This is a genomic window from Streptomyces sp. ICC1 (genome assembly GCF_003287935.1).
Taxonomy (GTDB): domain Bacteria; phylum Actinomycetota; class Actinomycetes; order Streptomycetales; family Streptomycetaceae; genus Streptomyces; species Streptomyces tritrimontium.
This window is the reverse complement of sequence record NZ_CP030287.1, coordinates 8303369-8316582: the sequence shown is the minus strand read 5'-3', so window position 1 is coordinate 8316582 and position 13214 is coordinate 8303369. Positions and strand designations below refer to the sequence as shown.

The 13214-nt window shown below is 72.6% G+C and carries 15 protein-coding genes and 1 tRNA gene; 9 read left to right on the top strand and 7 right to left on the bottom strand.

What is annotated here, in order from left to right:
- The first annotated feature begins 10 nt into the window (after positions 1 to 10).
- The 3 genes from DRB96_RS38965 to DRB96_RS46145 all read left to right on the top strand — a co-directional run bounded on the left by DRB96_RS38965 (position 11) and on the right by DRB96_RS46145 (position 2549).
- Positions 11 to 1057, top strand: coding sequence for a carbon-nitrogen hydrolase family protein (locus DRB96_RS38965; RefSeq protein WP_112452638.1), 1047 nt, complete (start codon positions 11 to 13; stop codon positions 1055 to 1057).
- Positions 1054 to 2166, top strand: coding sequence for a cupin domain-containing protein (locus tag DRB96_RS38960; RefSeq protein WP_112452637.1), 1113 nt, complete (start codon positions 1054 to 1056; stop codon positions 2164 to 2166). Before DRB96_RS38965 ends, DRB96_RS38960 begins: the two co-directional genes overlap by 4 nt.
- Positions 2167 to 2414: 248 nt before the next feature.
- Positions 2415 to 2549, top strand: coding sequence for a hypothetical protein (locus DRB96_RS46145; protein ID WP_275432053.1), 135 nt, complete (start codon positions 2415 to 2417; stop codon positions 2547 to 2549).
- Here DRB96_RS46145 and DRB96_RS38955 read toward each other — a convergent pair.
- From DRB96_RS38955 to DRB96_RS38935, 5 genes are all read right to left on the bottom strand, one after another.
- Positions 2519 to 3814, bottom strand: coding sequence for a DUF445 domain-containing protein (locus DRB96_RS38955; protein ID WP_239516589.1), 1296 nt, complete (start codon positions 3812 to 3814; stop codon positions 2519 to 2521). The genes DRB96_RS46145 and DRB96_RS38955 overlap by 31 nt on opposite strands.
- 162 nt (positions 3815 to 3976) lie before the next feature.
- The gene (locus DRB96_RS38950) at positions 3977 to 4861 is read right to left on the bottom strand and encodes a DUF1707 domain-containing protein (protein ID WP_343234673.1); all 885 of its coding nucleotides are present in this window, start codon (positions 4859 to 4861) and stop codon (positions 3977 to 3979) included.
- 75 nt (positions 4862 to 4936) lie between these two features.
- Positions 4937 to 5905, bottom strand: a complete 969-nt coding sequence (locus DRB96_RS38945) for an ATP-binding cassette domain-containing protein (RefSeq protein WP_112452635.1) — start codon at positions 5903 to 5905, stop codon at positions 4937 to 4939.
- A 6-nt stretch (positions 5906 to 5911) separates the two neighbouring features.
- Positions 5912 to 6679 carry an ABC transporter permease gene (locus tag DRB96_RS38940; RefSeq protein ID WP_112454302.1) on the bottom strand — a complete coding sequence of 256 codons (768 nt, stop codon included), beginning with the start codon at positions 6677 to 6679 and terminating at the stop codon, positions 5912 to 5914.
- Between the two features lie 121 nt (positions 6680 to 6800).
- Entirely contained in the window at positions 6801 to 7628 is an 828-nt protein-coding gene (locus tag DRB96_RS38935; protein WP_112452634.1) for an ABC-2 family transporter protein, read from the bottom strand.
- 148 nt (positions 7629 to 7776) lie between these two features.
- On the opposite strand from DRB96_RS38935, the gene DRB96_RS38930 reads away from it, so the two are divergent.
- Both DRB96_RS38930 and DRB96_RS46425 read left to right on the top strand, forming a co-directional pair.
- Positions 7777 to 8277 (top strand): hypothetical protein, encoded by a 501-nt coding sequence (locus DRB96_RS38930; protein WP_204357926.1) that lies wholly within the window; start codon positions 7777 to 7779, stop codon positions 8275 to 8277.
- Between the two features lie 515 nt (positions 8278 to 8792).
- The gene (locus tag DRB96_RS46425) at positions 8793 to 9026 is read left to right on the top strand and encodes a universal stress protein (RefSeq protein WP_343234672.1); all 234 of its coding nucleotides are present in this window, start codon (positions 8793 to 8795) and stop codon (positions 9024 to 9026) included.
- On the opposite strand, the gene DRB96_RS38920 is transcribed toward DRB96_RS46425, so the two are convergent.
- Together DRB96_RS38920 and DRB96_RS38915 are read right to left on the bottom strand one after the other, a co-directional pair.
- On the bottom strand, positions 9023 to 9247 hold the full coding sequence (locus tag DRB96_RS38920) for a DUF2277 domain-containing protein (protein ID WP_112452633.1): 225 nt from the start codon (positions 9245 to 9247) through the stop codon (positions 9023 to 9025). The two genes, DRB96_RS46425 and DRB96_RS38920, sit on opposite strands and share 4 nt — an antisense overlap.
- Positions 9248 to 9484: 237 nt before the next feature.
- Positions 9485 to 9559, bottom strand: a tRNA-Val gene (locus DRB96_RS38915).
- A 118-nt stretch (positions 9560 to 9677) separates the two neighbouring features.
- Between DRB96_RS38915 and DRB96_RS38910 the strand changes: the two genes are divergently transcribed.
- The 4 genes from DRB96_RS38910 (at position 9678) to DRB96_RS46420 (ending at position 13160) form a co-directional block, all read left to right on the top strand.
- Positions 9678 to 10925 (top strand): hypothetical protein, encoded by a 1248-nt coding sequence (locus DRB96_RS38910; protein WP_112452632.1) that lies wholly within the window; start codon positions 9678 to 9680, stop codon positions 10923 to 10925.
- Positions 10926 to 11195: 270 nt separating this feature from the next.
- A complete protein-coding gene (locus DRB96_RS38905) occupies positions 11196 to 11747 on the top strand; it encodes a DUF4383 domain-containing protein (RefSeq protein WP_112452631.1) in 552 nt (183 codons plus the stop codon).
- Between the two features lie 246 nt (positions 11748 to 11993).
- Complete coding sequence (locus tag DRB96_RS38900; protein ID WP_112452630.1) at positions 11994 to 12683, top strand: FCD domain-containing protein; 690 nt, start codon at positions 11994 to 11996, stop codon at positions 12681 to 12683.
- Positions 12684 to 12821: 138 nt separating this feature from the next.
- Positions 12822 to 13160 carry a hypothetical protein gene (locus DRB96_RS46420; protein ID WP_112452629.1) on the top strand — a complete coding sequence of 113 codons (339 nt, stop codon included), beginning with the start codon at positions 12822 to 12824 and terminating at the stop codon, positions 13158 to 13160.
- Positions 13161 to 13214: the final 54 nt, after the last annotated feature.

The window sequence follows — 13214 nt, the reverse complement described above, 5'->3', positions numbered from 1 at the left end:
CCGAGATCCCATGGAGATTCCTCCCCAGCGTGACCTGCCCCGCTTCATCGCGGCCGCCGTACAGGCCGCCCCCGTCTACCTCGATCCCGCCGCCACCGTCGACAAGGCCGTCGCCCTGATCGCCGAGGCCGCCGGGAAGGGCGCCGAACTCGTCGTCTTCCCGGAGGCGTTCGTCCCCGGGTACCCGTACTGGAACTGGACGATGAACCCGGTCCAGGGCTCGCCCTGGTTCGAGCGCCTGCAGCGCGCCTCCATCGACATCCCCGGCCCGCACGTCGACACCCTGCGCGCGGCGGCCCGCCAGTACGGGATCGTCCTCGTCATCGGCGTCAACGAGCGCGCACCGCACAGCCTGGGCGTGCTCTACAACACCCTGCTCACCATCGGCCCCGACGGCGAACTGCTCGGCGTGCACCGCAAGCTGGTGCCCACCTGGGCCGAGAAGCTCACCTGGACCGGTGGCGACGGCAGTTCCCTGCGCGTGCACCCGACCCCCGTCGGCCCGCTCGGCGCCCTCGCCTGCGGGGAGAACACCAACACCCTGGCCCGCTTCTCGCTCCTGGCGCAGGGCGAACTCGTGCACGCGGCCTGCTACATCGCCCTGCCGGTGGCACCCGCCGACTACGACATGGCCGACGCCATCGCCGTACGGACCGCCGCCCACAGCTTCGAGGGCAAGGTCTTCTCCGTCGTCGCCTGCTCGACCGTCTCCCCCGAGATCGTCGACGCCGTCGCCGGGGAGGACGAGGAGGTCCGGGCCCTGTTCAACCGCCCGCGCAGCGCCCTGTCCGGGATCTTCGGCCCGGACGGCCGCCCGGTCACGGAGCCGCTCGTCGACGTCGAGGGCATCGTCTACGCCGAGATCGACCTGGCCCGGTGCATCCAGCCCAAGCAGATGCACGACATCACCGGGCACTACAACCGCTTCGACGTCTTCCGCCTCGAAGTCGACAACCGCCCGCGCCTGCCGATCACTTTCACCGCCCCGCCGGCCGCGCCGCCCCGGTCCGCACCACTGTCCGCGCCGCTGACCGCCACCCCCGAGGAGGGCTCATGACCACCGAACAGGACGACACCGCACTCGGCCGCGCCCGGGTGTCCGACACCCCCGAACTCACCGCCTACTACGCCGAGCTCGAGGCCCTGGAGGCCGGCGCGCTGTGGACCGTGGCCAATGACATCGAGCCCTGGTACCCGCAGCCCAAGTCCGTTCCGGTGCTGTGGCGTTACGAGGAGCTGCGGCCACTGGTCCACAAGGCCCTGGACCTCGTCCGGGCCGATGACGCGGGCCGCCGCGTCGTGATGCTGGTCAACCCCGGCCGCAGGGACGTCAGTGCGGCCGCCGGGCTCCTCTACACCGGCCTGCAGATCATGGGCCCGGGCGAGGCGATGACCGCCCACCGCCACCAGGCCGCGGCCCTGCGCTTCGTGCACGAGGGCACCGGGGCGTGGACCATCGTGGACGGACAGAAGCTCAAGGTCGGCCCCCGCGACTTCGCCATCACCCCGAACGGCACCTGGCACGAGCACGGCAACGACGGGACCGACGCCCCGGTGATCTGGCAGGACGGCCTGGACATCCCGCTGGTCAACGCCCTGGACGCGGGGTTCTACGAGGTCCACCCCGAGCTGTACCAGCGGCCCGGGAAGGTGGTCAACTCCTCGGTGCTCACCTACGCCGCGAACCTGCTCCCGTACGGCGCCGAGAAGTGGAGCCGACCCTACTCCCCGCTGCTGGCCTACCCGTGGGAGCCGACGTACGAGGCCCTGCTCGGCCTGGCCAAGGCCACCGGTGGCTCCCCGTACGACGGGATCATCGCCGAGTACACCAACCCGGTGACCGGCGGCTCGGTCATGCCCACCATGGGCGCGCACATGCAGCTGCTGCTCCCGGGCCAGGCCACCAAGGCACACCGGCACACCGGTTCGGTGATCTACACGGCCGCCAAGGGGCACGGTGTCTCGGTGGTCGCCGGGCAGCGCTTCGAGTGGAAGCAGGGCGATGTCTTCTGCGTCCCGTCCTGGGCCTGGCACGAGCACCGCAACCTCGACGCGTCCGAGGACGCCTGCCTGTTCTCGTTCAACGACTTCCCGGTGATGCGCTCCCTCGGTTTCCACCGCGAAGAGGCGTACCCGGACAACGACGGGAACCAGCCCGCCTCCTGAGCCGCGCCGCCGCACCGGACCGCCGGCCCTGACACCGGTCCCGGTGCGGCGGCGCACCGGGAGGGGCCGGCCCGGGAACGGGGGGGGGCAGGACGAGGAAGGGGTTCGGCGGCGCAGGGAAGAGGGAGGGTCCCGGCCGCGCCGGGGTCCGGCCGCGGGAGTTCGCGGACCTGACCGGGGACGGGAAGCGCGAGCTGTGCATCGCCGCCGACGGCGCCACCGGGCGCTCGGCCCTGAGCGTCTACACCGTGGCCGGCGGAAAGCTCGTGCCGATCCTGTTCACCACCGGCCGCCGGATGAGCCCCGAGATCGTCGGCAGCGACCTGCTGGTCCGCACCGCGGCCCGCCCGACCTACGCCCCCAGCGCCATCGACAGCGTGTAGATCACCAGGCCCGCCAGCGCGCCGACCACCGTGCCGTTGATGCGGATGAACTGGAGGTCGCGGCCGATGTGGGCCTCGATCTTGCGGGAGGTGTGCTCGGCGTCCCAGCCCGCCACCGTGTCCGTGATCAGCGAGGTGATCTCGGCGCGGTAGTTGGTGACCACATAGACCACGGCACCCTCGATCCAGCCCTCCACCTTGTCCTGCAGCCGGCCGTCCGTGGCCAGCCGGGCCCCCAGCGACATCAGCGAGGACCGGACCCGCAGGCGCAGCGCGCTCCGCTCGTCCTCCGCCGCCGAGAGGATCATCGACCGGACCGCCGTCCAGGTGGAGGCGATCACGTCCTGCACCTCGTCGCGCGCGAGCAGCTCGGACTTGAGCCGCTCCACCCGCGCCCGGGTCTCCGTGTCCGACTGGAGGTCCGCCGCGAAGTCGGCGAGGAAGCGGTCCACCGCCCCGCGCGCCGGGTGCTCCGGCATGTCCCGCATCTCCTGGACGAAGCGGAGCAGCTCCTTGTACACGCGGTCGCCGATCTTGCGGTCCACGAACCGCGGGGTCCAGCCGGGCGCCCCGCCCTGCACCGCCGCCTCCACCGACTCGGCGTGCGTGACCAGCCAGTCGTGCGCCCGCGTGCACACCAGGTCCACGACCCGCCGGTGGCCGCCGTCCGCGACGACCTTCTCCAGCGTCTTGCCGATCCCCGGCGCGATCTCCGCCGTCTCGGCCCGCCGTGTGATCGCCTCGCCCACGACGGCCTGCACATCGGAGTCCCGCAGGACCGTCAGCGCCCCGCGCAGGGCGGTGGCCAGCTCCGCGGTGACCCGGTCGGCGTGCGCGGGCTCGGCCAGCCAGGAGCCGAGCCGGCCGCCGATGCCCAGCGCGTGCAGCCGGGTGCGCACCACGTCCGCGGAGAGGAAGTTCTCCCCGACGAACTCCCCGAGGGAGACGCCGAGCTGGTCCTTCTTGGTCGGGATGATCGCGGTGTGCGGGATGGGCAGGCCGAGCGGCCGCCGGAAGAGGGCGGTGACCGCGAACCAGTCCGCGAGCGCGCCGACCATGCCCGCCTCGGCGGCGGCCGCGACGTACCCCGTCCAGCCGCCCGCGCCGGCGTGCTCCGCCCACTTCGCCGCGACGTAGACCAGCGCCACCAGGATCAGCAGGCCGGTGGCGGTCCGCTTCATCCGGCGGACGCCGCGCCGGCGCTCCTCGTCCGCCTCGCTGAACACGAAGCCACCCCGTGTCTTGGTCGTGCTGCCCTGCTCCACGTGCTCCTGCCTTCCCCCGGGCGCCGGTTTTGTCTGCACAGCATCCGACTCCCGGGGCGCCCGGAGAGTTCCCGGCGCGCCGTACTCCTCCGGGGAGCGGCGGGCCGTACCCCTCCGCCGAGCACCTCCCGCGGCCCGGATGGGCTCCCGGGACGGGACGGCCTACAGCTCCTTGCGCCGCTCCGACCGGGGAAGGCCGTTCTTGCGCGAAGCCGACTTCGGCTGCTTGACCTTGACCTCCACCCCGCCCCAGAACGCGAAGCCCGTCACGACGACGCGCGGAGCGCCCGGTTCCGGCGGCCCGGGGTTGTCGCGCTGGTCGAAGGCGCCCATGACGCCGATGCCCCGTACGTCGACCTCGACGCCCGGCGGCACGGTGATCTGGATGCCGCCCATGACGGCGACGCAGTTGATCACGACCTCGCGCTCGGCGAAGTTCGCCTCGCGCAGGTCGAGATCGCCACCGCCCCAGAACGCCACCGCGTGGAACAGGGCGGGCACGGTCCAGTTGCCCTTGCGCTGGAAGCCCGACATGACCGCGACGGCCATGGCCGGGCCGCCCGCCGGGCCGCCGCCGACGATCCTGGCCGGCCATGCGGACTCCGAACCGGCCGGCACACCCTTCGCCAGGCCGACCGGAGCGGCCGGGCCCACCGGGGAGGCCGCCACCGGGGCCGTCGCACCGAGCGCCGGCAGGTCCCGGGTGAGCGGCTCCAGCTCCGCGTACGTACGGGACGTGTACGCCGCTTCGAGCCGCTCCTCGAACTCGTCCATGTCGAGCCGCCCCTCGGCGACGGCGTCGCGCAGCCGGTCCACCACCCGGTCCCGGTCCGCGTCCGAAGCCCTCAGATCCGGCAGCGGCGCCTTCTCCAACGAGGCCGGCGCCCTCGGCACGGGCTCCTGCGACACCGGCTCCTGCGACACCGGCTCCGGCGACAGCGGCTCCGGTCCGCTCGACACCGGCCCGCCCGACACCGGCTCCCGCGACAGCGGCTCCCGCGACACCGGCTCCTGGGGCAACGGCTTCTCAGGCCGCTCGTCACTCATGAGGACCAGCCTAAGCAGTCGCCCCCAAGAGTTGTATGACTTTGGACCCGGCTCCAACTCAGGGTTCTCCCTGATTTATCCCCGTCCCGCGTACATCCGCGCGATCACGTCCTCGATGTCCGGCTCCCGCACCGACAGGTCGAGCAGCGGGTACTCCGCCGCCACCGCCGCCACCAGCGGCGCGGCCGAAGCCCGCGCCGGGAAGGCCAGCCACTGCCTCGGACCCTCCACCTTGACCACCCGCGCCCCGGCCACCTCGATCGGCGGGAACTCCCGCTCCAGGTCCACCACCAGCGTCCGCTCGCTCTCCCCCGCCCCGCCGGCCGTGTGCAGTCCGCCCAGCGACCCGTCGTACATCAGCCGCCCGTGGTCGATCACCATCACCCGCTCGCACAGTTGCTCGATGTCCTGGAGGTCGTGCGTGGTCAGCAGCACCGTCGTCCCGAGCTCCTCGTTCAGCTGCCGCAGGAAGCCCCGCACCTTCGCCTTGCTGACCACGTCCAGCCCGATCGTCGGCTCGTCCAGGTACAGCACGTCCGGGTCGTGCAGCAGCGCCGCCGCGATGTCCCCGCGCATCCGCTGGCCCAGCGAGAGCTGGCGCACCGGCACGTCGAGCAGCTCGGCCAGGTCCAGCCGGTCCACACAGCGCTCCATGTTCTCCGCGAACCGCGCCGCCGGGATCCGGTACATCCGCCGCATCAGCCCGTACGAGTCCTTCAGCGGCAGGTCCCACCACAGGGTCGTGCGCTGCCCGAACACCACCCCGATCCGGTGCGCGAGGCGCATCCGCTCCCGCGCCGGGTCGATGCCGGCGACCCGCAGCTCCCCGCCGCTCGGGGTGAGGATGCCGGTCAGCATCTTGATGGTGGTCGACTTGCCGGCGCCGTTGGGCCCGATGTAGCCGACCACCTCGCCCCGCGCCACCTCGAAACTGAGCCCGTCCACGGCTCTGACCTGCCGCTTCTCCCGGCGCATCCACCCGACCCGGCGCCGTACGTCAAAGACCTTCTCGACCTCGTCCAGCGAGATCAGCGGATCGGCCATGCGGGCTCAGCTCCCCGTGCTGCGGTACGAACGGACCCCCGCGCGCCAGGCCAGCGACGCGGGGAGGAACACCGCGAAGGCCACGAGCGGGCTCGCGTACGCCACCCACCCCGGCAGCCCCAGCGGATCGGGCCGGCCCAGCACGTGCAGCGCGGGCAGCCAGTTGACGAAGGCGAGCGGGACGATGAAGGTCACCCCGCGCAGCAGGTCCTTGCCGAAGACCGTCGGCGGGTACTGGAGCATCGTGCAGCCGCCGTAGGTGAAGGAGTTCTGCACCTCCGCCGCATCTCCGGCGAGGAACTGGAACGCCGCCCCCGCCACCATCACCGCGCCGAAGATCGCCGCCCCGGCCGTGATCATCACGGGCACCAGCAGCACCTTCCCGGCCGTCCAGTGCAGTTGGTCCAGCTCCGAGACCGCCCATCCCAGCACCGCGAGGCCCTGTACGACGCGCCCCAGCCGGCGCAGCGCGAACCGGTCGGCCGCGACCTGGGCGAGCACCGGGACCGGGCGGACCAGCATGGTGTCGAGCGATCCGTCCCGGATCCGGGTGCCGATCCGGTCGGTGTTGCCGAGCAGCAGGTCGGCCAGGCCCAGGGAGGCCGAGCAGGACCCGTACAGCAGTGCGATCTCGGGGAGCGTGAAACCGCCCAGCTCGTCCACGTGCGAGAACATGATGGAGATCGCGACGAAGTCGAGGAGCGTGATCGCCGCGTTCCCCAGGGTGGAGAGGAAGAAGGACGTGCGGTACGTCATCGTCGACCGGATCCACATCGCGGCGATCAGCCCGTAGCCGCGCAGGCCCTCCACGGCCCGGTTGCGCCGGGGCGGGAGCGGGCCGTGGAGGGCCCGCTCCGGCCGGTCGCGTACGGGAGTCGTCGCCTCGGCCACCCGGTCAGCCACCCTGGACCACCACCTTGCGCGTCGCAGCCGACTGCACCACCCTGCCCAGCCCCAACAGGGCCGCCGCCCAGGCGGCCTGGAAGCCCAGCGCCCCGGCCGCGCTTCCGGCGCCCGCGCCCTCGCCGAGCAGCACGTCCATCGGCACCTGGAGCATGGCCGCCCACGGCAGGACGCGGACGAACTCCCCGAAGCCGCCGGGGAACACGGTCAGCGGCAGCAGCATCCCGGAGAAGAAGATGGAGGCGACCGTGGCCATCATGTTGATCCCGGACCCGTCCATCAGCCAGAACGCCGCCAGCCCCAGCAGGTAGCGCAGCGCGAAGCTCACCACCAGCCCCAGGCCGACGGAGACCAGGAACAGCAGCCAGCGCGCCGGGTCGGCGGGCAGCGCCAGGTGGAAGGCCAGCCCGCCCACCACCAGCGGGACCACCCCTCGGCCCAGGAGCTGGAACCCGGCCCGGCCCAGATCGCCCGCCAGCCACCACATCTGGAGGTCGGCCGGACGGTACAGGTCGACGGCGATGTCACCCGTACGGACGCGCTCCTGGAACTCCTCCTGGAAGCCGCCGCCGATCAGCGCGCCCGCGGCGAGCAGCGCCTGAGTGACCCACATGAAGGTCAGGGCCTGCGACTGGTCGTAGCCGCCGAGACCGGGCCGCTCGTCCCAGAGCGCGATGTACGTGTACGCGAGGATGAAGCCGAACACGGTGTTGGTGAACACCCCGGCCGCGGTCGCCGTCCCGTAGGTGGCGTACCGGCGGAAGCCCCCGGCCGCGACCGCCCCGTAGAGCCCGGCGCGCCGGGCTGCCGTCTCACGCACCGCACCCCTCCGTTTCCCACGTCGTTGCTGTGTCGTTCGCAGAACGGTCAAAGCGCGCGAGCTTAGTGCGGAGGGGCGATCCACGCGAACGAATTACGCCCGTCCGGAGCGGAAGCGGTGGCCATCGGGTAGACAGCATGAGGTACAGATGTGGATATTTCGTACGGCGCCGAGGAGCCCCGGAGATGAGCGACCCGTCACCACCGCCCGGCTGGACCCCTCGCGACCCCGACACACCCTCGCCCAGGCCCAGCCCTCCGGCAGCGTCTCCCCCACCAACGTCGCCCCCGGCGGCCGGGTCAGCCTCAACGTCACCGGCTGCGGGACCCGTACCGGCAAGGCCTCCTCGCGCGCCTTCGGCGACGTATGGCTGACCCCGGGCAACGCGGAGGCCACCAACCTCTTCGGCGCGGCCACCACCTCCCGCAACATCAGCGCCGGTTCACACCCCGTCACCTTCGAGTGCGGCGGCCCCGGCGGCGAGCGCGTCACCGTCGCCCTGAACATCACCCCGGGCGCGGCCCGCGGCGGGCTCGGCGGCAGCATCGATTCCATGAGCCCGGGCGAGATCGCCGCGGGCGGCGCCCTCGTCGCGACCGCACTCGGCGCCGGAGCCTGGTTCCTCCGCCGCCGCACGGGCCACGCCTAGTCCCGCACGCCGTACGCCTGGCGGGAGCGCCTGATGGTCCCGACCCGCTCGGGACCATCGGGCACTCCCGCCAGGCGTCCGCCCCCGCGAGGCTGGGTCCACGCACCGCTGCCCACAAGGAGCCCGCCATGGACCAGAGCCAGCGCCCCGTGATCGCCGCCGTGGGCGGTTCCGCGAACTCCAACGGCCCTGGAATGGGCCCTCTCCCAAGCCCTGATGGCCGGCGCACCGCTGCGCATCGTGCACGCCCGCCTCTCCACGGACACGATCGGCTCGGCGCTGTCCGGCGCCTTCGACGAGCCGCGCCGGGACGACGACCCCGTGCTCATCCGGGTCCGCGAGGCCCTCGACGGCCGCACGGGAACCCCCGACAACGTGCTGCCGGGCCTCGGCGAGGGCGCCCAGCTGATGGTTTCTCGGCTCCCGCGGCCGCGGCGGCTCCGCCAGCCCCCTCCTCGGCTCGAACGGCCTGGCCTGCGCGAGCCGCGCCGCCTGCCCCGTGGTGGTTCCCGGAGGTGGCGGTCGAGCAGTTGTCGGCGCCCGGCGACGCGGCCGGTCACCTGGTCGCCGCCTCCCAAGCCGCGGACCTGATCGTCATGGGCCGCCACCGCAAGCGCCCGCTCTCCCCCCGCCTGGGCTCGGTGACCAACGCGGTACTCCTCCACACCGACTGCCCGGTCGCGGTGTTCCCCCTGGAAGAAAACGCGGTCCCGGCCGCCGCCTGGCCACCGCTCACGGATCTCGCCTAACCCGCCGCGGCCGCCCCCCTGACGTGGATCCCGTCGAGCAGGTCCCGCGTCGCCTCGGCGATCGCGTCGACGGCGGCGGTGAACGCCTCCTGGTTGTGCGCGGCGGGCGCCCTGAACCCGGACACCTTCCGCACGTACTGCAAGGCGGCGGCCCGGATCTCCTCCTCGGTCGCCTTCTCCGGAATCGCGGGCGGACGCAACGTCTTAATGGATCGGCACATACCCCCACTATCCCGCTCCCCCACCCGAAACAGTCGGCGTCCGACCCCATTGATGTCAGCCCTGCCCGTCCGAGGTCACCGCGCCACACTTGGGTTGTGCCACCTCGCCCCCTCCTCGCGCTCCGGAGGTGAGCGCCCCTTGCACGGTGCCGGAAGCAGCAAGGAGCACGAAGGGCGCACGGAGACGCTCCTGGATGCAGAAGACCCCCCGCCGTGAACGGCGGGGGGTCTTCTCGCTGGTGGGCGCGGACGGTTTCGAACCGCCGACATCTGCTTTGTAAGAGCAGCGCTCTACCCCTGAGCTACGCACCCGTGGATGAGTGGACAGCCTACATCGAGGGCGTACCCCCCACGCAAACCCGTTCCCGTGAGGGAGAATGGACCGGGGTAGGGGCAGGGGCGATTCGGGCGCGTACGGGAGAGAGCAACTGTGACGACGGCACCCCGGCGATGGTTCGGCGGCGGGCGGGACGAGAGTCGGCGGGCGGACGCGCAGGCGGCCAAGGACGCCGCCGCCGCGGCGTTCTACGAGCTGGACACCGCGCAGCGGGATCTGCGGATCTCGATCGAGACGATCGCGGCCGCGGACGGTTCACCGGAGGCGCGCCGGGCGGGCGAGGGATTCGTCGCGCTCGGGCAGCGGATCGACCAGGTCAGCCACGTGTACATCGATGCCGTCGACGCGCACGACCTCGACCGCGCGGAGCTGGAGGCGGCCACCGCGACGCGGGCCCGGGAGGAACTGACCCGGGCCAAGGACGAGCTCGTACGGGTCAAGGGCGAGCTGGACCGGTTCGCGCAGGGGCTGCAGCCTCTGCTGGACAAGGCCGAGACGCAGCTGGCCCGGGTGGCGCCGGCCCGGGAGCGGGCCAGGGCCGCGCTCCTCGCGGCGAGCACGGCGCTGGACGACGTGCGCGGGAAGGGGATGCGGGCCGACGACCTGGCCGCCCGGCTCGCGGCGCTGGGGCCGGAGCTGACCAAGCTGAACCAGGGTGCCGGGCAGCACGGTGTGCAGGAGACCGTGCAGCGCGCCGACCGGATCCTGCGCGACGCCGAGGCCATACGGGCCGAGGCGGCGCGCCTCCCGGAGCGGGCCGCGGAGATCGACCGGCGGCTGGTGAGCCTGCGGACCCGGGCGCAGGCGCTGCGCAACCGGGCGGACCGGGTGGATCCGGTCCTCAGCGAGCTGCGCCGGCGTTTCAGCGCGGCCTGCTGGCAGGACCTCCAGCAGGTGCCGGAGCAGGCGGTACGGGATGTCGCGCAGGCCGAGGACCGGCTCGCGGAGGCCGGCCGGGCGCGCGACCAGCAGCGCTGGGCCGACGTCGCGGCGCTGGTGGAGGCGGTGCGGGTCGCACTGGACGCGACCGACGAGGCGGTCTCGGCGGCCCAGGAGCGGCTGACGCGGCTGGAGGCGGTGGCGCGGGATCCGCAGGGCGAGGTGCAGCGGACGCGGTTCGCGATCCGGGACGCGCAGCGGCTGGCCATGGAGGGCCGTACGGTCCCGGAGGCGCGGCACGCGCGCCCGCTGGACGAGGCGGTGGCCCGGGTGGACCGGGCCCTGGCCGCTCTGGAGGACCGCCACCCCGATTACTGGGCCTTCCTGCAGGAGATGGAGGCCGTACGGTCGGCCGCGCACCGGGTGGTGTCGGACATCCGGACCGAGCGGGGCCACGGCTGAGGCGGCTGAGCGCGCCGGGGTTGTCCCCGGGTGGGCGTCGGCGGATGCTGGAACGGAGCAGAGGAGGGCGCCATGGCCGCCCACGCTTCCCAGCCGTCTCGCAAGCCTCGTACATCCCGCGCGCCCCGCGCGGCCCAGGCGCCTCCCGCACCGCCTGAGTCCTACGCGCCACATGCGCTCTACGGGTGCCACGAGTCGCACGAGAACTACGCGCCGTACGTCGCCCACGAGCCCCGTCCGCCGTCCCACCCGGCGGAGCCGTCCGAGGGGATGGCGCGCCGGCTGCTGCGCCCCGTCAACGCCCGGCTCGATGACCACCTGCCCGCCGATCACAAGCTCAGCAAGGTCTACCGGGTCGGCGCGGGCCTGACCGGGCTGCTGCTGGTGGTCTTCGGGATCCTGGGGCTCATCGACCGGGTCGGCTTCTTCGACACCGGCGGGGACACGGTGCTCGCCCTGAACACCAACGGCGCGCTGAGCGTCCTGTCGATCTGCATCGGAGCGCTGCTGTTCACCGGGATGGTGATCGGAGGGAGCTTCGCGTCGACCCTCAACATCGTGCTGGGCCTGCTGTTCATCGCGAGCGGGTTCCTGAACCTGGCGCTGCTCGACACCGGGCTGAACTTCCTGGCCTTCCACATCCCGAACGTGCTGTTCAGCTTCGTGGTGGGCGTGATGCTGATGTGGTTCGGCATGTACGGGCGGGTCGGCAGCGCCCTGCCGCACGACAATCCGTACTGGCGCGCCCGCCACCCCGAGCAGGCGGCGCGGGAGCAGCGGGCACGCACCACCACCAGGAGGCCCGTCGGCCGGCCCGCCTGAGCGAGGTCTCGGCGCGAAGCGGTACTTGCCCGATCCCGCGCTTCGGCAGGCCGGACCGGCCACCGGTGCCAGGTCGGCCGCCGGTACCGGGCCGCCGCGCGGTAGACGGGAGCGGCCGGAATCAGGGATTCCGGAGCCCGGCGCAATAATTGCTAATTAACGATTACTTGTGCAAGTCTTTGCCTTGCCGGGGGGTCAAGTAGGGACCAAAGGCCCGAAAACCCTACCCGGAGAGGGGAAACGTCGTTGAGCACCGAAGCCGCGTACGCCGGCCGCGGGGTCCACAAGGCCGCAGTGGAAGAGCTGGCCCGCCGGATCTTCGACGGCACGTACGACGAGGGGGCAACGCTCGACCTCCCCCGGCTCCTGGAAGAGCTCGACGTCAGCACGACCGTGCTCCGCGAGGCCGTCAAGGTGCTCATGGCCAAGGGCCTGCTCGACGCCCGCCAGAAGCGCGGCACCTTCGTGCGCCCGCGCACCGACTGGAACCTCTTCGACGCCGACGTCCTGCGCTGGAAGCTCGCGGCCGGCGCACCCGACTGCTTCTTCTCGGACCTGCTCGAGCTGCGCCGCTCGATCGAACCGGCCGCGGCCGCGCTGGCCGCCGTACGGGCGACCGAGCAGGACCTGGCCGCGCTGGACGCGGCGCTGGCGGCGATGGCCGCGAGCGGCAGCGACCCGGTCCTGCACGTACGGGCGGACGCCGCGTTCCACCTGGCGCTGCTGACCGCCTCGCACAACCTGTTCTTCACCCAGATGTACCGGGTGATCATCCCGGCCCTCGTGGAACGCGACCGCACGGTGCACGAGGGGGACTTCGAGCACCCGCACGCGATCCACCGGGCCGTGGTGGACCAGGTCCGCGCGGGGGACGCGGACGGCGCGCACGCGGCCGTGCTCGACCTCCTCGACATGGCCCGCCGCGACCACCCCTGAGGGGGACACAGCCGTACCGCACCACCCGCAGTACCCGTAGCGGCGTCCGCAGCGCCCGTGGTATCCGCGGCACCGGCATTACCCGCAGCACCAGCAGACACGTCCTGCCATCCCCACCAGGAGAGGACACCGTCCGCAGTGAAGATCACCCGTATCGAGACGTTCACGGCCCCGCCCCGCCGGCTGTTCGTGCGCGTCGAGACCGACGAGGGCGTCGTCGGCCGGGGCGAGCCCGTCATCGAGGGGCGCGCCGAGCCGGTGCGTGCGCAGGAGCCCGTCCTCCCCGAGCGCATGCAGGCCGGCTCCGATCGGGTGAACGCCACCAACATCCCCCTCGCCCTCGCCCTCGCCCTCGGTGAACGCCTCTTCACCCGCCGGGAGTTCCTCGACCACGTCACCGACCCCGAGCCGTTCCGCTTCGACGCGTGGCGCAACCCCGTGTGGCGCCACGAAGACGGCTCGTTCGCCGAGTGGTGAGCCCCCACCACCACCCCTGGCTCTTATACACATATGACGCTGCCGACGATCCAC

Bases quoted from the DNA above. Each gene is read 5' to 3' on its own strand.
- DRB96_RS38965 (WP_112452638.1), top strand. From the start codon at position 11: ATGGAGATTCCTCCCCAGCGTGACCTGCCCCGCTTCATCGCGGCCGCC.
- DRB96_RS38960 (WP_112452637.1), top strand. From the start codon at position 1,054: ATGACCACCGAACAGGACGACACCGCACTCGGCCGCGCCCGGGTGTCC.
- DRB96_RS38950 (WP_343234673.1), bottom strand. From the start codon at position 4,861: ATGAGTGACGAGCGGCCTGAGAAGCCGTTGCCCCAGGAGCCGGTGTCG.
- DRB96_RS38945 (WP_112452635.1), bottom strand. From the start codon at position 5,905: ATGGCCGATCCGCTGATCTCGCTGGACGAGGTCGAGAAGGTCTTTGAC.
- DRB96_RS38940 (WP_112454302.1), bottom strand. From the start codon at position 6,679: ATGTGGATCCGGTCGACGATGACGTACCGCACGTCCTTCTTCCTCTCC.
- DRB96_RS38930 (WP_204357926.1), top strand. From the start codon at position 7,777: ATGTGGATATTTCGTACGGCGCCGAGGAGCCCCGGAGATGAGCGACCC.
- DRB96_RS38920 (WP_112452633.1), bottom strand. From the start codon at position 9,247: ATGTGCCGATCCATTAAGACGTTGCGTCCGCCCGCGATTCCGGAGAAG.
- DRB96_RS38905 (WP_112452631.1), top strand. From the start codon at position 11,196: ATGGCGCGCCGGCTGCTGCGCCCCGTCAACGCCCGGCTCGATGACCAC.